Genomic DNA, 17736 nt, shown 5'->3' with positions numbered 1-17736 from the left:
TCTGCCCCGGACCCCGCTGCCTCTCGTCCGAAAGGCAGGGCCAGTTCTGTGCTGATCTCCCTTGCTCTTCTTGCCGTCACACTGGCTTTTGCTGTCGTACGACCCCGCAACTGGCCCGAGGCAGCCGTAGCCGTACCCGCCGCCGGTGTCGCCGTCGCAGCCGGACTGGTGAGCCCCGCCCACGCCTGGACCGAGACGAAGGAACTGCTCCCCGTCGTCGGCTTCCTCGCCGCGATCCTGCTCCTGGCGCAGCTCTGCGCCGACGACGGCCTGTTCGAAGCGGCCGGGGACGCCGTCGCGCGCGCCTGTCACGGCAGTCCGAAGCGGATGCTCGGCGGCGTCTTCGCGGTGGCCGCCGCGGTCACCGCCGTGCTCAGCCTGGACGCCACCGTCGTCCTGCTCACCCCGGTCGTCTTCGCCACGGCGGCCCGCATCGGCGCCCGCCCCCGCCCGCACGTCTACGCGAGCGCCCACCTCGCCAACTCCGCGTCCCTGCTGCTGCCCGTCTCCAACCTGACGAACCTGCTGGCGTTCGCGGCGAGCGGGCTGACGTTCAGCCGGTTCGCCGGGCTGATGGCGCTGCCGTGGCTGGTCGCGATCGGCGTCGAGTACGCGGTGTTCCGCCGGTACTTCGCCGACGACCTCGCGGCGCCCGCGCACGAGCCCGAGGCCGGGGAGACGACCGGCGTCCCGGTGTTCACGCTCGTGGTGCTCGCGCTGACGCTCACCGGGTTCGTCGTCACCTCGTTCGCGGGCATCGAGCCGCTGTGGGCGGCGCTCGCGGGCGCCGTCGTGCTCGGCGTCCGGTCGCTCGGGCGGCGCCGCAGCACCCCCGTCGAACTGGTGAAGGCCCTCAACCTGCCCTTCTGCCTCTTCGTCCTCGCCCTCGGCGTCGTGGTCAAGGCCGTCGTCGACAACGGGCTCGGCGACGGCATCGCGCACGTCCTGCCCGACGGCTCGTCGCTGCCCGCGCTGCTCGCGATCGCCGGCGTGGCCGCGGTGCTCGCCAACCTGATCAACAACCTGCCCGCGATCCTCGCCCTGCTGCCGGTCGTCGCCCCCGCGGGGCCGGGCCCCGTGCTCGCCGCGCTCATCGGCGTCAACCTCGGCCCGAACCTCACCTACGTGGGCTCTCTGGCCACCCTGCTGTGGCGGCGCATCGTGCACGCCCACGGCACGGAACCCGACCTCGGCGGCTTCACCCGGCTCGGACTGCTCACGGTGCCGGCCACGCTGCTCGCCTCGACGGTGGCCCTGTGGGCCGGACTGGCCCTGCTCGGCTGAAAGCCTGTCCTCATCCGCAGTTGGACCTTTGTCCCGGATGCTTGGACGTTTACGTTTCGGCTGGTTCTCGTACTTCCCCGGGACATCTGGCGTGGCTACCGTCCCCGCCGAACCAGTCAATGGGTCGGTTGCGGACCATTACGCGCAGCCCCTTACCCGCGGAGGTACCGTGTCCCCGTCCTCGGAGTCCCCCGAGTTGTCCCGCAGACGTCTCATGGCCGTCGGAGGCGGTGCGCTCGGCGCCGCCGCCGTCGGATCCTTCCTGCCGCCCTCCTTGCAGCAGGCGCTCGCCGCCCAGGCCGAACAGGGCGCGCCGCCGCGGGGCGGACTCGACGCGATCGAGCACGTCGTCATCCTGATGCAGGAGAACCGGTCCTTCGACCACTACTTCGGCACCCTGCGCGGCGTCCGCGGCTTCGGCGACCGCAACGCGATCCGGCTGCCCGGCGGCACGAGCGTCTTCGAGCAGCCCGGCGCCCTGCGCACCGTCCTGCCGTTCCCGGTGCGGGAGGCGGCGCGGACGCAGCGCAAGGACCTCCAGTACATAGGCGCCCTCGACCACTCCTGGTCCGGCGGCGCCAGGGCCTGGCACGGCGGCTGGCACGACGGGTGGGTCACCGCGAAGACCGCGGCCACGATGGCCTACTACACGCGCGAGGACATCCCGCTGCACTACGAACTCGCCGACACCTTCACCGTCTGCGACGCCTACCACTCCTCCATCCACTCCTCGACCAGCCCGAACCGCAACCACCTGTGGAGCGGCAGGACGGGCTTCGAGCCGACCGGCGAGCGGGCCGTCGGCAACGACGCCTACGACGAGGGCACCCACCCCGGCTACGACTGGGGCACGTACGCCGAACGCCTGGAGAAGGCGGGCGTGAGCTGGCAGACGTACACCGAGTGGGAGAACTTCACCGACAACCAGATCGAGTTCTTCACCACCTTCAAGGCCATCGCCCGCAAGGTGCTGGCCGCGACCGGTCTCACGTACATGGAGGCGTTCTACGCGAAGGTGCGCGACGCCGCCGACGAGGCCGAGCGCGCGAAGCTGCTCGCCGCGCTCGACGACGGGGTCGCGACGCTGAGCCGCGGCGAGCGGTCGCTGTTCGAGCGGGCGCTGCGGCGCGTGCCGACCGGGAAGCTCGCCGAGACGTTCGCGCGCGACGTCGCGCACGGCAAGCTGCCCCGCGTCTCCTACCTCGTGCCGTCCGCCGTGGACTCCGAGCACCCTTCGGTCTCCTCGCCGATCCACAGCGCGACCATCGTGTACAAGGTGCTCGACGCGCTCGCCTCGCACCCCGAGGTGTGGCGCAAGACGGCCGTCCTCATCAACTACGACGAGAACGACGGGTTCTTCGACCACGTGCCGCCACCCGTGCCAGGACCCGACGTCACGGAGGAGCGGTGGCAGGGGCTGCCCACCGGGCTCGGCGCGCGGGTGCCGATGCTCGTCGTCTCGCCCTGGACCGTGGGCGGCTATGTGTGCTCGGAGGTCTTCGACCACACCTCCGTGATCCGGTTCCTTGAGCAGTGGACCGGTGTGCGCGAACCCAACATCGGTGCCTGGCGCCGCCAGGTCACCGGTGATCTGACCGGCGCCTTCGACTTCCGGCACGGCCACCGCCGGCCCGCCGTCGAACAGCCGGGACCCGTACCGGAGTTCAGCGGCCGCTGGGCCCCGCAGCCGCCGGCGGAGCAGAAGATGCCCGTGCAGGAGCCCGGCACCCGGCCGGCCCGCGCCCTGCCGTACCAGCCCGACGCCCACGCGCGCGTGCACGAGGGAAAGCTGACGCTGAACCTCGTCAACACCGGCCGCGCCAGTGTGCACTTCGCGCTCTACCCGTACGCGAAGGAGTTCGCGGCGCCGCTCCACTTCGACGTCGCCCGGGAGGCGACCGTGCCGGTGCGCGAGGGCGCGTACGACTTCGTGGTGACCGGGCCGAACGGGTTCCGGCGCGAGTTCCGCGGCCGCACGGACTTCGGGGCCGACGTCACGACGACCGTGGACGCACGCGCGCGTGCCGTACGCATCCGGCTGCGCGGCACGGGGGCGACGGCGAGGACGTTCACCGTAGGGAAGCGGACCGTCGTCGTCCGGCCCGGCAGGACCGTCACCGTGGTGCACGAGACGGAGCGGGCGCACGGCTGGTACGACGTGGAGATCACCTCGGGCGACGACTTCCGCCGCCGCCTCATGGGGCACATCGAGAACGGGCGGCCCAGCGTGTCGGGGTGACTCGGGAGGCTCGTGTGAGTAAACCCACGAAAGCGACAAAGGATCACGTCTGCCTGTAAGAGTGACTGACCCTTGCTCAAGTGTTCTTTGCGGGCCACTCCCGATAAAGATCCATAAAACTCCCAGGGAGCACGTCCGTGGCCGCACTCGCACGGTGGTGTGTCAGGCACCGGCTCGTCGTCGTCCTGCTGTGGCTGCTCGCGCTCGGCGGCACGAGCGCGGCGGCCGCGGCCGCCGGGTCCGCCTACTCGAACGACTACGAGGCACCCGGCACCGAGTCCGGGCGGGCCACCCAGCTCCTGGACGAGGGGTTCTCCGGCCTCGGCGGCGACAGCGACACCGTCGTCTGGCACATCGACGGCTCCACCGTGCGCGCCGCCGACGTCGAGACGGCGATGAGCAACACCCTGGACCGGATCGCCGAACTGCCCGGCGTCTCCTCCGTGGCCTCCCCGTACGGAGCCCAGGGCGCCGCCCGGATCAGCGCCGACGGGCACACCGCGTACGCCACGATCACCTTCGGGCAGCAGGCCGACGACATCCCGCGGAGCCAGGCGCAGGCCGTCGTCGACACCGCGCGCGACGCCGAGACCCACGGGCCCGACGGCCTCCGGGTGGAGCTGGGCGGCAGCGCCGTCGCCCTCACCGAACCGACCTCCGCCCACCTGTCCGAGGTCATCGGCGTCGTCGTCGCGGCCGTCGTGCTCTTCCTGGCCTTCGGATCGCTCGCCGCCGCCGCGCTGCCCATCGCCACCGCGCTGATCGGCGTCGGCACGGCCTACGCGGGCATCGGACTGCTCGGCCACGCCATGACCGTCGCGGACTTCGCGCCGATGCTCGGCATGCTCGTCGGACTCGGCGTCGGCATCGACTACGCGCTCTTCATCGTGGTCCGCCACCGACGCGGCCTCAAACGCGGCCTGCCCGTCGCCGTCGCCGCCGAACGGGCCATGGCCACCACCGGCCGGGCCGTCGTCTTCGCGGGCGCCACCGTCTGCATCGCCCTGCTCGGCATGCTGATCCTGCGGCTCGACTTCCTCAACGGCGTCGCCATCGCCGCGTCGCTCACCGTGCTGCTCACCGTCGCCGCCTCCGTGACCCTGCTGCCGGCGCTCCTGTCGTTCATCGGGACGCGGGCCCTGTCGCGGCGCGAGCGGCGCCGGCTCGCCGTCCACGGGCCCGAACCGGAGCTGCCGACCGGGCTCGCCGCCCGCTGGGCCGCCTTCGTCGAACGGCACCCGAAACTGCTCGGCGGGATCGCCCTGGCCGTCGTCACCGTCCTGAGCCTGCCCACCCTCTTCCTCCACCTCGGCACCTCGGACCAGGGGAACAACCCGGCGTCCAGCACCACGCGACAGGCCTACGACCTGCTCGCCGACAGCTTCGGACCCGGCGTGAACGGGCCGCTCACCCTGGTCAGCGACGTGGACGGCGCCCAGGACAAGCGCGCGCTCGGCCACCTGGCGGGCGAGCTGCGCTCCACCGAGGGCGTCGCCGCCGTCTCCCCGGTGACGTACAACCACGACGACACCACCGCCTACCTCACCGTCGTCCCGGACTCCGCCCCGCAGTCCGACCGGACCAGCGACCTCGTCGACCGGCTGCGCGCCGATGTCGTCCCCGGCGCCGAGCAGGGCAGCTCGCTTGATGTCCAGGTCGGTGGCGTCACCGCGAGCTACGACGACTTCGCCGAGGTCGTCGTCGGCAAGCTGCCGCTGTTCGTCGGCGTCGTGGTCGGGCTCGGCTGCGTACTCCTGCTGCTCGCGTTCCGCTCGCTCGGCATTCCGCTGAAGGCCGCCGCGATGAACGTCGCGGCCGTCGCCGCCGCGTTCGGTGTCGTCGTCGCGATCTTCCAGTGGGGCTGGGGCAGCGACCTTCTGGGCCTCGGCAGATCGGGCCCGATCGAACCGTTCCTGCCGGTCATCATGGTCTCGGTGCTCTTCGGTCTCTCCATGGACTACCAGGTCTTCCTCGTCAGTCGGATGTACGAGGAGTGGCTGGAGACCGGCGACAACCGGCGGGCCGTCCGGGTCGGCCTCGCCGAGACCAGCCGCGTGATCAACTCGGCGGCCGTCATCATGATCTCCGTCTTCCTCGCCTTCGTGCTCAGCGGGGACCGGGTGATCGCCATGTTCGGCATCGCCCTGGCCGCGGCCGTCGCCGTCGACGCCTTCATCCTGCGTACGCTCCTCGTGCCCGCCCTGATGCACCTGCTCGGCGGCGCCAACTGGTGGCTGCCCGGCTGGCTGGAGCGTCGCCTGCCCCGCCTCAGCATCGAGCCGCCGGAGTGCCGGGCGGCGGCGGATGCGAGGATCCCCGGGCAGCGCGCCGCGGTGGGCGGCGCCCTGGACGCCGTACCGACGAAGGAGCTTGATGTACGCGATACCGCTGGGTGACGACAGCGCCGAGCTGCGCCCCCTTGAGCCCTGGCACGCGGAGGAGTTCCTCCGCCACCTCGACCGCGGCCGGAAGTTCATCGGGCAGTTCATCCCGTTCGGCAAGGACGCCACCGACGCCGACTCGGCACGCGCTCTCATCCAGCGCTACGCGGACAAGCGGGCCGCGGACAACGGCAGCCTGCACGGCATCTGGCTGGACGGCGAACTCGTCGGCGGCGTCCTCTTCCGGGTCTTCGACGCGGTCGGCGGCACCTGCGAGGTCGGCTGCTGGCTGGAGCCCGCGGCCACCGGGCGCGGCCTCGTCACCCGCGCGGCCCGCGTCCTCATCGACTGGGCCGTCGAGGAGCGCGGCATCCACCGCGTCGAGTGGCAGGCCGCGGCGGGCAACACCCCCAGCATCAACGTCGCGCGCCGCCTCGGCATGACCCGCGACGGCGTCCTGCGCGAGGCGAACCTGTACGACGGGGTGCGCCACGACGAGGAGATCTGGTCCGTCCTGGCGCCGGAATGGCGCAGCGCACGCGAGGCGCACAAGAAACATTAAGGAACCTCTCAGACTCCGTCCGTACGGTGCGCAGCATGACTACGAAGACTGATGCGCAGCCCGACGCCGCCGAGCGGAAGGAGAACGAGGAGGCCGTCGAGGCGACCGAACAGCCGGCTGGGGCCGAGAGCGAGGCCGTCGAGGGCAGCAAGGACACCGCGCCCGCCGCGCCCGCCGAGTCCGCCGACGACACCGAGAGCACGGACGACACCGAGTACGCCGACGAGGCCGCCGCCGCGCGCCCGGCCGGTGTGGGCCAGGGCGCGGGCGCCATCGTCTCCGTGGGCCTCGGCATCGTCGCCCTCAGCGGCAGCTGGCTCGGCACGGTCGCCTCGGCCCGCGAGTCGCTCATCGGCCAGCTCAACACCGCGCAGAGCGCGTCCGTGGCCACCCAGGTCTCCGAGGTCTACGGCGACTCCTGGCACGCCGCCGCACTGGTCGGCGGGGTCTTCTCGCTGATCGCCCTCGTCGTCGGCGCGTTCGTCCTGGTGAAGCCCGCCTTCGGCGTACCCGGCAGGGCGCAGGCGACCTGGATCAAGTCGACGGCGTGGGCCGGCGTCTCGCTCGGCGTCCTCGGCCTGCTGCTCGCCGTGGCCAAGTACTCGGACCTGCTCCTGAGCCTGCCGAAGACCAGCTAGGACCCGGCTGAGGCGGTGGCCGGGCCCGTCTAAGGCATCCCCGGCCCCGCCTAAGGCACCCCCCGCCCCCGAACATGCGGCACTCTCCCGATGTGGCACACCCCCCTGGGAGACGAGAGTCGAGGCATCGCGGAAAGCACTCCGCGAGCACCGCAGACGATCGTCACCAGGGGGACGACATGTTCGAGTACGAACTTCACCAGGTCCGCTCCGCCGAACTCATCCAGCGCGCCGAGGAGTACCGGCTGGCCCGCACGGCCCGCGCCGCGGCCAGGGCCCACCGCGCCGGGCGCCGCCCGGCCGGCCAGGAGGCCGAGAGGCGGGTGAGCGCGGAGGAGTCGTGCCGGCACCGTGCCCCGCGCACCGCGTGAGCGCCCCGCCCCGGCCGGGGGAGAGGCGGGCGGGCCGCCCGCACCGCGCCGAAAACCCCGCCGCGCCCTCGGATCCGTGTGCGATGCTCACCGGTGTGGAGACCAGGTCCGTCAGCCCGGTGTTCGTCGGCCGCGCCGACGAACTGGGCGTACTGCACACCGCCCTCGCGCGCGCCGCCGACGGCGCGCCCCAGGCGCTGCTGCTCGGCGGCGAGGCCGGGGTCGGCAAGACCCGGCTCGTCGAGGAGTTCGCCGCGGGGGCCTGCCGGCAGGACGCGGTCGTCGTCACCGGCGGCTGCGTCGAGATCGGCGCCGACGGACTGCCCTTCGCTCCTTTCTCCGCCGCCCTGCGCGCACTGCGCCGCCGGCTGCCCGACGCCTTCGACACCGCCGCGGCCGGCCGGGAGGACGAACTGGCCCGGCTGCTCCCGGAGCTGGGCGACCGGGCACCCCACGGCCGCGGCCTCGACGGACGCGGCGACGAGAGCGCCACGGCCCGCCTCTTCGAACTCACCGCGCGGCTCCTGGAGCGCGTCGCCGCCGAGCACACCGTCGTGGTCGTCCTCGAAGACCTGCACTGGGCCGACGCCTCCACCCGCCACCTCCTCTCGTACCTCTTCCGCACCCTGCGCAGCGGCCGCCTCGCCGTCGTCGCCACCTACCGCGCCGACGACGTGCACCGCCGCCACCCGCTCCGCCCCCTGCTCGCCGAACTCGACCGGCTGCGCACCGTCACCCGCATCGAGCTCGGCCGCCTCACCCGCGACGAAGTGGCCCGCCAGGTCGCCGGGATCATGGCCGCGGAACCCGAACGGGCCGTCGTCGACGACATCTTCCGCCGCTCCGACGGCAACGCCTTCTTCGTCGAGGAACTCGCCGTCTCCGCCGCCGAGGGCTGCGCCACAGGACTCACCGACTCGCTGCGCGACGTCCTCCTCGTCCGCGTCGAGTCGCTGCCCGAGTCCGCCCAGCGCGTCGCCCGGATCTGCGCCGAGGGCGGTTCCACCGTCGAGTACCCGCTGCTCGCCGCCGTCGCCCGGCTCGGCGAGGACGAACTCATCGAGGCCCTGCGCGCGGCCGTCGGCGCCAACATCCTCCTCGCCACCGAGGACGGCGACGGCTACCGCTTCCGCCACTCCCTGGTCCGCGAGGCCGTCAGCGACGACCTGCTGCCCGGCGAGCGCTCCCGCCTCAACCGCCGCTACGCCGAAGCCCTCGAAGCCGAGCCGACGCTCGTCCCCGCCGACGCCCGCGCCATGCGCCTGGCCACGTACTGGTACCACGCCCACGACCCGGCGAAGGCGCTGCCCGCTGTCCTCGGCGCCTGCGTCGAGGCGCGCCGCCGGCATGCCTACGCCGAGCAACTCCGGCTCCTGGAGCGGGCGATGGAGCTCTGGGACGGGGCGCCGGAGTCCATCCGGGCCACGCTCCGGATGGGCGAGTACTCCGATTCCTATCCGGCCTGCGGCTGCGACCCGGCCACCACCCCGCTCAGCTACCTCGACCTGATGGGCGAGGCCACCGTCGCGGGCCGCCTGTGCGGGGAACGCGAACGCGCCATGAAGATCAGCAAGCGCGCCATCAGGATCCTCGACGAGGCCGCCGCCCAGGGCGAGGGCGACCCGCTGCGCGCCGCCTGGTTCTGGATCCAGCGCTCCCGGATCAGCTCGCACACCGGCCGCGGTGACGGCTGGGACGAGATAGCCACCGCGCAGGAACTGGTCAGCGGGCTGCCGCCGTCCGCGGTGCACGCACAGGTCCTCACCCACGCCGCGTCCTGGGGCATGCTGCACCGCCCCGGCGCCGAGACCCTCGCCGCCGCCGAACGCGCCGTCCAGTACGCGCACATGGTCGACGACGAGGAGACCGAGCTCCACGCCCGCGTCATCCTCGGCGGCCTCCTCGTCGACGCGGGCTCCATCGAACAGGGATTCGCCGAACTGCACGCGGTGCGCGACCGCTCCATCGAACTCGGCCTGATCGCCCGCATCAACAACGTCAACGTCAACCTGCCGTCCTGCCTCGAAGGCGCGGGCCGCTCCGAGGAAGCCGTCCGCATCTGCGACGAGGGCATCGCCCTGTGCCGCCGCTACGGCCTCACCGACACCAAGGGCTGGGTCCGCGCCAACAAGGCCGAGTCCCTGATCTCCCTCGGCCGCTGGGACGAGGCGGCCAAGGCCGCGCACTGGACCCGCCGCTCCTCGCCCAGCAGCAAACCCCGCGGCACCTCCAGCGTGCACCTCGCGACCATCGCGCTGGGCCGCGGCGCCCTCCAGGAAGCGGCCGGCCACCTCGCCGCCGCCCACGAGCACTACGGCACCCACGACCCGATGCCGCAGTACGCCCTTCCGCTCGCCCATCTCACCCTCGCGCTCGCCGCCGCCCAGGGCCGCGTCCTCGACGCCCGCACCGAACTCGGCCGCGTCGTCACCGACCTGCCGCCCTCCATGCACCGCTACATCTGGCCGCTGCTGCGCACCGCCGCCGCCGCGGAGGCGGACGCCCGCGGCCTGCCGGCCGCCGACACCGGCCGCGCCGAGGCCATCGCCCGCATCCGGGACGCCGCCCGGCGGCAAGCCACCCCGGTCCCCGCCTGGCACGCCCACGACCAGTGGGTACGCACCGAACTCCGGCGCGCCGAGGGCCGTGACACCCCGGACGACTGGTCCGCCACCGTCACCGCCCTGGAACCCCTCGGGCGCCCGCACGACCTGGCCCGCGCCCGGCTCGGCCTCGCCGAGTCCCTCCTCGCCCCCGCCGCGGCCGGCAGCCCCGCGGAGGCCGACCGCGAGCGCGCCACCGAGCTGCTCCGCCTCGTCGGCGCCGTCGCCGACCGGCTCGGCGCCCGCCCCCTCACCGAGTCCGTGGCCCTGCTCGCCCAGCGCGCCCGGCTCAGCCTCGCCCGTGACGTGCCGCGCCAGGACGCCCCGGCCGACCCCGCCGAGGAGTTCGGCCTCACCAGCCGTGAACGGGACGTCCTGCGCCTGGTCACGGCCGGCCGCAGCAACCGGCAGATCGCCGGGGAACTCTTCATCTCCCCCAAGACCGCCAGCGTCCACGTCTCCAACATCCTCGCCAAGCTGGGCGTCGCGGGCCGCGGCGAGGCGGCCGCCCTCGCCCACCGACTGCACCTTCTCCCAGAGCGGCCGGTGCTCGTGCCGCCCGGCGGTACGGGCTGACAGGAGGCGCCGTGTTCAACCTGATCGAGGAGGTGTTCGCACCCGGCCGCAAGCACACCGACGACGAGCGCGGACGCCTGGAGCTGACCCGGGTCGACCTGAACGACGGCGACCCCGGCCGCGGCCCCATAGACCTCTCCTCCGGCAAGGTGGTCATGCGCCCGCAGGACCCGGCCGGGCCGGAGCCCGAGGACGCGCGGGGCCCGGCGCCCCCGCGCGAGTGACCGCGGCTTCCTCAGCTCACCTTCAGTTCCAGGATCCGGTCGTCGCCCTTGCCCGGTGTGCCCCGGGAGTCCGTCTCGCTCGTCACCACCCACAGCTTGTCGCCGCCCGCGGCCAGCACCGTGCGCAGCCGCCCGTACTTCCCCTCCAGGAACGCCTGCGGTTCGTGCGCGGCCTTCGCCCCGTCGAGCGGGACACGCCACAGACGCTCGCCCCGCAGCCCCGCCATCCAGATCGAGCCCTCGGCGTAGGCGATGCCGCTGGGGGAGGAGTCCTGGGTGTGCCACTGGGCGATCGGGTCGTGGTACCCGCTGCCGCCGCCCTTGCCCTCGGCGTCGGGCCAGCCGTAGTTGTCACCCGCCACGATGTCGTTCAGTTCGTCCCAGGTGTCCTGGCCGAACTCCGAGGCCCACAGCCGCTTCTCCTTGTCCCAGGCGAGGCCCTGGACATTGCGGTGGCCGTACGAGTACACGGGGGAGTCGCCGAACGGATTGCCCGGCGCGGGGTCACCGTCCGGGGTCAGCCGCAGAATCTTGCCGCCGAGCGACTTCTTGTCCTGCGCCAGCTCGGTCCGGTACGTCTCGCCCGTCCCCACGTACAGCAGGTCGTCCGGGCCGAACGCGATCCGCCCGCCGTTGTGGTTCGTGCCCTTGGGGATGCCCTTGAACACCGTGTCCGGAGCGCCCAGTTGCTCACCGGGCGGCTTCTTCTCGTCGTAGAGCATCCGCGCGATGCGGTTGTCCGACTCCGTCGTGAAGTACGCGTAGATCATGTGGTCCGATGCGTAGTCCGGCGAGAGCGCGATGCCGAGCAGACCACCCTCGCCCGCCGGGGCCACCCCGGGCACCGAGCCGAGCTCCGTCTTGTCGTCGTCCGGCCGGACACGGGTGAGGGTGCCTTCGTCGCGGGAGGAGACCAGCAGGTCCCCGTCGGGCAGCAGGGCGAGCCCCCAGGGGGACTTGAGGCCGGTGGCGGCCGTGCGGCCCACGGTGACGGAGCCCTTCGCGGGGGGTACGTCAGCCGGCTTCGGCGAAGCGGTCCTCCCGCTCGGCTCGCCCGCACCCGTCGTGGACGGCTTGTCCTTGCCCGGCTGCCCGTCGTCCCCGGACGAGCACGCCGCCGTGAACAGGAGGACGGCACAGGCGGCCACGGCCAACGCGGGCCGCACAGCGGAACGTTGCACGATCAGGTCCCTTCGACGCGACGGTTCTACCGTTCATACACCGCTCGCGCCCCGAGGTTCCCGATCTCCACCGACCGAATCCGGCCCCGCCCGCGAGAGTCCGGCCGGATCCCGCCGGTGTCAGGGCCCGTCAGTCCCAGGAGCCCTGGGCCCTCGGCAGGCTCGCGATCTCCGCCAAGTCGGTCCCGGAGAGCTTCAGTTCGGCCGCCGCCGCGTTCTCCGCCGCCCATCGCTCGTGCTTGGTCCCGGGCACCGGCACCACGTTCGGCCCCTGCGCGAGCACCCAGGCCAGCGCCACCTGCGCGGGGGACACGTCCGCGCCGAGACGGGCCGCGACCCGGCGCAGCCCCGCCACGATGGGCTGGTTCGCCGCCATCATCTCCGCGGTGAACCGGGGGTGGCGGGCCCGTACGTCGTCCGGCTCGAAACCCTGGCCCGGGGTGAGCGTGCCCGTCAGGAAACCGTTGCCCAGCGGCATCGCCGCCAGGAATCCGACGCCGCGTACCGCGCACCACGGCAGCAGAGCCCCCAGCGCCTCCGGCGACCACACCGACAACTCGGCCATCACCGAACTCACCGGGAACACCTGCTGGACCCGCTCCAGCTGCTGAATCGTTCCGGCATGCAGCCCGGCCCGGCCACCGCGGCGGGTGGCCCGCGCCCCCACCGCACAGAGCCCCAGCGAGCGCACCTTGCCGGCGCGGACCAGCTCCGCCATCGCGCCCCAGGTCTCCTCCACCGGGACCTCGGGGTCCGCCCGGTGCAGCTGGTAGAGATCGATGACGTCCGTCTGCAGGCGGCGCAGCGACGCGTCGCACGCCCGCTTCACATAGCCCGGGCGGCCGTTGGCGACAATGTGCTGCTCCCCGACGAGCAGCCCCACCTTGGTCGACACGAACGCGTCGGAGCGCCGCTCCTTCAGGGCCCGGCCGAGCAGCAGCTCGTTGGTGAACGGCCCGTACATGTCGGCGGTGTCGAGCAGGCTGCACCCCCGGTCCAACGCCGCGTGCACGGTGCGCAACGACTCCTCGCCGCGCCGCCGCGAGCCGGTGTACGCCCAGTTCATCGGCATGCAGCCGAGCCCGACCGCCCCCACCTCGAGCGCCGCCGCCCCGATCGCCTTGCGCTCCACCTGCTCGTGACCCTCCCTGTCTTTGGCCACCAACCTAACCTCTGCCCGTCGGCGGGGCTGACATAGCCTCCTGACCATGACTGGTGATATATGGCTGCCCTTCCCCGCCGACGAGATCCCCGGCCTGCCCGACGGGCTCGACTACCGCTTCTGGAACGGTGAACCGGACTTCCCCGCGGACCCGGCCGCGTGCGCGTACTACGTCGTCCCCTACATGAAGGGCGCCGACACGGCCGTACGGCCGCTGCCGCGGATGACGTCCCTCCGCGTCGTGCAGACCCTCTCCGCGGGTGTCGACCACGTCCAGGGCGGGCTCAAGTACCTGAGTCCGGGCGTGGAGTTGTGCAACGCGCGCGGGGTGCACGACGCCAGCACCGCCGAACTCGCGCTCACCCTGATCCTCGCCTCCCTGCGCGGCATCCCCGACTTCGTACGCGGACAGGAGCGCGGGGAGTGGCGCTCCGGGTTCCGCCCGGCGCTCGCCGACAAGAACGTGCTCGTCGTGGGGTACGGCGCGATCGGCTCGGCCATCGAGGACCGGCTCGTCCCCTTCGAGGTCGCGCGGGTGGCACGCGTCGCACGCTCCGCACGCACGGCGGAGCGCGGCCCCGTGCACGCCCTCACCGACCTGCCGGAGCTGCTCCCCGAAGCCGACGTCGTCGTCCTGGTCACGCCGCTCACCGAGGACACCCGCGGCCTGGTGGACGCCGACTTCCTCGCGCGGATGAAGGACGGCGCGCTCCTGGTGAACGTCAGCCGGGGGCCCGTCGTCGACACCAAAGCCCTCCTCACGGAGCTCGAGAGCGGCCGTCTCACCGCCGCCCTGGACGTCACCGACCCCGAACCGCTGCCCCGGGAACACCCGTTGTGGCAGGCTCCGGGGGTGCTCATCTCCCCGCACGTGGGCGGCCCCACCTCCGCCTTCCTGCCGCGCGCCAAGCGGCTCCTCGCCGCCCAGCTCACCCGCTTCGCGGCCGGACAGCCCCTGGACAACGTCGTGCACACCGTCAGCTGACGGACGCATCACCGGCCCCAGCCGGGTACTCGCGTACAGCGGCCCGGAGCGGCGCGCACACGCTCCGCGCCCGCCTGGATGCACCCTGTGCTTCCATCCCCGCTGGTCGTCACGGAGCGTAGAGAGACTATGTCCCTGAGTGACGAGACTGGTGTATCGTCCCGACTGGGGCAGCGCCGCTCGGTACGCGGCGCCGGGGACGAGTGACGGACTGCGAGGGGGGCGACGGGCGATGCACGGCCTATGGGTGAACGATCCGACGCGGCGGGGCCGCCGACGGCGACCCTCACACGCACCGATGCGCGGGCGAAGTCCGGGCTGCCGCAGGAGCGGCGCGCACCGGACCGGGCCCCGCGGCGGCCGCAGAAGGCATCCGCATACCGCCCCCGGCGAGCGGGAGACCGGAGCGGCCCGACGGACCGAGGCGGCACGGTGACCGCCCAGCCGACGGAGACCACCCCACTGGGAGCCCCCCTGCACGCCAGGGCGTCGGTCCCCCCGGGCGCTTCGCGGCGCGGCACGAGCGCCGGCCCGCAGGTGGTGCTCACCCTTCTGTGCGCGACCTACGCCATGGGCTCAGCGCTCGGCTGGGGGAGCAAGGAAGTCGCCCTGTTCATGGGCGACTTCGGGCTGAGCATCGCCGCCGCCGTCGCCGCCGTCTCGAACTTCCTGTACGCGCGCACCCGGCGCAGCCGTTTTCGACCGGCCTGGCTCCTGTTCGCGCTGTCCTCCCTGATGGCGGCGCTGGGCAACGGGGTGTGGGGCTGGTACGAGGTGGTCCTGCGGGCGCCCGTGCCCACGCCGGGCCTCGCCGACGTGTTCTTCCTCTGCTTCGCGCCGCCCGCGATCATCGGCCTCCTCGTCCTGGCGAAGCGGCCCGTGAAGAAGGCCGGCTGGATCTGCCTCGGGCTCGACGCCTGGCTCATCGCCGGGTCCCTGCTCACCCTCTCCTGGAGCCTCGCGCTCGCGCACACCGCCGAGTTCGAGGGGCAGAGCGTCACCCGCACCGCGCTCTCGCTCGCCTATCCACTGCTGGACATCGCGCTGGTCAGCATGGTCCTCGCCCTGCACTTCCGGCGCTCACCCGGCAACCGCACGGCGGTCAACACCGCGATCGGCGCGCTCGCCCTGACCGTGATGTGCGACGCCCTGTTCACCTCGCCGCTGCTGCACGCCAGCTACCGCTCGGGGGAGATCCTCGACGCCGGCTGGTTCGCCGGATCGCTGCTCCTCGCCTACGCGCCGTGGGTGGGGCCCTCGTACGAGGCGGCGTACGAGGAGCGGGCCCAGGGCCCCGGCGGGCGCTACCAGGTCAGTCACACCCAGCCCATCTCCGGATCGCTGGCCGCGCTCACCCCGTACCTGGCCGCGGCCGTCTGCACGTTGGGGATCCTCTACAACGTACTGAACGGCCACAGCGTGGACCGGGTCGTGCTCTTCACGGCCTGCACCGTGGTCCTCGCCCTCGTCGTGCGCCAGGGCATCATGCTGCTCGACAACATCACGCTCACCCAGGAGCTGGCGCAGAAGGAGAACCACTTCCGCTCCCTGGTGCAGGGTTCGAGCGACGTCATCATGATCGCCGCTCCGAACGGCATCCTGCGGTACGTCAGCCCGGCCGCCGCCGGCGTCTACGGACGCGAGGCGGAGGAGCTCGTCGGGTCCGAGCTCGCCTCGATCATCCACCCCGAGGACCTCGGACGCGTGGTGCACGAGGTGCGCAGATTCCTCGCCGCGAGCCAGGTCGAGGAGCCCACCACCCGGATCGAATGCCGCTTCCGCTCCGGCACCGGGGCCTGGCTGAACGTGGAGTCCACGATCAACCGCCACCACGGCGGACTGATCCTCAACAGCAGAGACGTCACCGAACGGGTGCGCCTCCAGGCACAGTTGCAGCACAACGCCGAGCACGACCCGCTCACCGACCTGCCCAACCGGGCGCTGTTCACCAAGCGGGTCGGCCAGGCCCTGACCGGACGGCGGGCCACCGACCACGGCACCGCCGTGCTCTTCATCGACCTGGACGGCTTCAAGCAGGTCAACGACACGATCGGCCACCAGGCGGGCGACGAACTGCTCGTGCAGGCGGCAAGAAGGCTGGCCGACTCCGTGCGATCCGGAGATACCGCGGCCCGTCTCGGCGGTGACGAGTTCGCGGCGCTCATCGTCGGTGACGGAGGCCGCGACCACACCGCCAGGGAGCAGCAGATCTACGAGCTCGCCGACCGGCTCAGAATCACCCTGTCCCAGCCCTACACGATCGACGGCCACGAGAACGTACGCGTCGCCGCCTCCATCGGTGTCTCCTTCGCGGAGCCCGGCATCACGGCGGGCGAGCTGCTGCGCAACGCGGACCTGGCGATGTACCGGGCCAAGGCCGCCGGGAAGGGGCGCGTGGAGCTGTACGCGCCGCAGATGCAGGCCGACGTCGTACGCAAGGCGGAGCTGGCCACCCGGCTGCGCTCGGCGCTGCACGACGGCGAGTTCGCGCTGCTGCACCAGCCGATCGTCTCGCTCGACGACGGCCGGATCACGGCGGTCGCCGCGCAGGCGCGCTGGCGCTCGGCCCAGGGCATCCTCTTCACGCCCGGCGAGTTCCTGCGCGTGACCGACGACAGCGAGCGCACCGCGGAGCTGGGCCGCTGGATGCTGGAGAAGGCCGTCGAGCAGGCCGCGGAGCGCGGCCGCAGCGGACACGCGACCCCGGTCGCCGTGCGGATCAGCGCCCGCAGGCTCCTCGACCGCGCCATGCCGCTCGGCTCCATCGAGTCGCTGCTGACCCGGCACGGGCTGCCGTCCGGCGCGCTCGTCATCGAGCTCGCCGACAGCGACCCGCGGGTCCCCCTCGACGAGCTGGAGCGGCGTCTCACTGCGCTGCGCAGGCTCGGTGTCCGTGTCGCCCTGGACGGGTTCGGCAGCGGCTATGCGGCCATCACCGCGCTGCGCCGCCTTCCCGTGGACGTACTGAAGCTGGACAGGTCGCTGATCGAGGGCGTCGTCGAGTCGGCGCGCCTGCACAAGATCACCAGCGGGCTGCTGCGGATCGCGGGCGACCTCGGACTGGCGTCGGTGGCCGACGGGGTGGACCGGCCCGAGCAGGTGCTCGCGCTGCGGACGATGGGGTGCACCCACGGCCAGGGCATGGCGTTCTCCGGGGCGCTCGACGAGTACCGGCTGCGGCGCGCGCTGGTCCTGGGGGAGTTCCCCGTGCCGCGCGAGCAGGGCGAGCCGGTGTTCGCCGGAGCGTCCGCTCCCCGCTCACATAATGAGACTCCCGTCCCACCCACTTGACACGCCATGCGTGCCGGGGGGAGGGTCAAGGCCATGCGCACCCGAATTCTCGTACTTGGAAAGCGCGTCGGCTGAAGCTGGGACTCACTGATGTGACCATCAGAATTCCCGGCGACCGCACCCGGCGCGCTCCCCTCGCTTGCCTCACGGCACGAGGGGTTTTTTGTTGCACCGGCACAGGACGCAACCCGTAAGACCCCTGCACAACCCTCGCAAAAACCCTCAGCATCGAGAAGAGA

The 17736-nt window shown here is 72.6% G+C and carries 12 protein-coding genes; 10 read left to right on the top strand and 2 right to left on the bottom strand.

The window, feature by feature from the left end; translation table 11 throughout:
• Nucleotides 1–51 precede the first annotated feature (51 nt).
• The 8 genes from ACZ45E_RS16265 (at nt 52) to ACZ45E_RS16230 (ending at nt 10878) form a co-directional block, all read left to right on the top strand.
• On the top strand, nt 52–1284 hold the full coding sequence (locus ACZ45E_RS16265; RefSeq protein ID WP_468221443.1) for an SLC13 family permease: 1233 nt from the start codon (nt 52–54) through the stop codon (nt 1282–1284).
• Nucleotides 1285–1498: 214 nt separating this feature from the next.
• Nucleotides 1499–3523, top strand: a complete 2025-nt coding sequence (locus ACZ45E_RS16260) for a phosphocholine-specific phospholipase C (protein ID WP_468221442.1) — start codon at nt 1499–1501, stop codon at nt 3521–3523.
• Nucleotides 3524–3660: 137 nt separating this feature from the next.
• Entirely contained in the window at nt 3661–5919 is a 2259-nt protein-coding gene (locus tag ACZ45E_RS16255) for an MMPL family transporter (protein ID WP_468221257.1), read from the top strand.
• Complete coding sequence (locus ACZ45E_RS16250) at nt 5897–6466, top strand: GNAT family N-acetyltransferase (protein ID WP_468221254.1); 570 nt, start codon at nt 5897–5899, stop codon at nt 6464–6466. Before ACZ45E_RS16255 ends, ACZ45E_RS16250 begins: the two co-directional genes overlap by 23 nt.
• Nucleotides 6467–6501: 35 nt before the next feature.
• Nucleotides 6502–7104: a hypothetical protein gene (locus ACZ45E_RS16245; RefSeq protein WP_468221252.1), complete on the top strand. Its 603-nt coding sequence runs from the start codon at nt 6502–6504 to the stop codon at nt 7102–7104.
• A gap of 179 nt (nt 7105–7283) precedes the next feature.
• Complete coding sequence (locus ACZ45E_RS16240; RefSeq protein WP_468221249.1) at nt 7284–7475, top strand: hypothetical protein; 192 nt, start codon at nt 7284–7286, stop codon at nt 7473–7475.
• Nucleotides 7476–7558: 83 nt separating this feature from the next.
• The gene (locus ACZ45E_RS16235) at nt 7559–10654 is read left to right on the top strand and encodes a helix-turn-helix transcriptional regulator (RefSeq protein WP_468221247.1); all 3096 of its coding nucleotides are present in this window, start codon (nt 7559–7561) and stop codon (nt 10652–10654) included.
• Nucleotides 10655–10665: 11 nt separating this feature from the next.
• Nucleotides 10666–10878 carry a DUF6191 domain-containing protein gene (locus tag ACZ45E_RS16230; RefSeq protein ID WP_468221245.1) on the top strand — a complete coding sequence of 71 codons (213 nt, stop codon included), beginning with the start codon at nt 10666–10668 and terminating at the stop codon, nt 10876–10878.
• A gap of 11 nt (nt 10879–10889) precedes the next feature.
• Here the strand turns inward: ACZ45E_RS16230 and ACZ45E_RS16225 are convergent, their stop codons facing one another.
• Nucleotides 10890–12059 carry a PQQ-dependent sugar dehydrogenase gene (locus tag ACZ45E_RS16225; RefSeq protein WP_468221242.1) on the bottom strand — a complete coding sequence of 390 codons (1170 nt, stop codon included), beginning with the start codon at nt 12057–12059 and terminating at the stop codon, nt 10890–10892.
• Nucleotides 12060–12189: 130 nt separating this feature from the next.
• Entirely contained in the window at nt 12190–13191 is a 1002-nt protein-coding gene (locus ACZ45E_RS16220) for an aldo/keto reductase (protein WP_468221439.1), read from the bottom strand.
• 76 nt (nt 13192–13267) lie between these two features.
• On the opposite strand from ACZ45E_RS16220, the gene ACZ45E_RS16215 reads away from it, so the two are divergent.
• Both ACZ45E_RS16215 and ACZ45E_RS16210 read left to right on the top strand, forming a co-directional pair.
• A complete protein-coding gene (locus ACZ45E_RS16215; protein ID WP_468221240.1) occupies nt 13268–14206 on the top strand; it encodes a 2-hydroxyacid dehydrogenase in 939 nt (312 codons plus the stop codon).
• A gap of 570 nt (nt 14207–14776) precedes the next feature.
• Nucleotides 14777–17497: a putative bifunctional diguanylate cyclase/phosphodiesterase gene (locus ACZ45E_RS16210; RefSeq protein ID WP_468221437.1), complete on the top strand. Its 2721-nt coding sequence runs from the start codon at nt 14777–14779 to the stop codon at nt 17495–17497.
• Nucleotides 17498–17736: the final 239 nt, after the last annotated feature.

This window comes from Streptomyces sp. NPDC030991, from assembly GCF_055571235.1.
Note: the sequence above shows the minus strand (reverse complement) of the source record. Positions and strands in the feature narration are given on the sequence as shown.

What these genes read in the sequence shown, in the direction of transcription:
- ACZ45E_RS16240 (WP_468221249.1), top strand. Translation starts at nt 7,284, where the DNA reads ATGTTCGAGTACGAACTTCACCAGGTCCGCTCCGCCGAACTCATCCAG.
- ACZ45E_RS16245 (WP_468221252.1), top strand. Translation starts at nt 6,502, where the DNA reads ATGACTACGAAGACTGATGCGCAGCCCGACGCCGCCGAGCGGAAGGAG.
- ACZ45E_RS16210 (WP_468221437.1), top strand. Translation starts at nt 14,777, where the DNA reads ATGGGCTCAGCGCTCGGCTGGGGGAGCAAGGAAGTCGCCCTGTTCATG.
- ACZ45E_RS16260 (WP_468221442.1), top strand. Translation starts at nt 1,499, where the DNA reads ATGGCCGTCGGAGGCGGTGCGCTCGGCGCCGCCGCCGTCGGATCCTTC.
- ACZ45E_RS16250 (WP_468221254.1), top strand. Translation starts at nt 5,897, where the DNA reads ATGTACGCGATACCGCTGGGTGACGACAGCGCCGAGCTGCGCCCCCTT.
- ACZ45E_RS16235 (WP_468221247.1), top strand. Translation starts at nt 7,559, where the DNA reads ATGCTCACCGGTGTGGAGACCAGGTCCGTCAGCCCGGTGTTCGTCGGC.
- ACZ45E_RS16215 (WP_468221240.1), top strand. Translation starts at nt 13,268, where the DNA reads ATGACTGGTGATATATGGCTGCCCTTCCCCGCCGACGAGATCCCCGGC.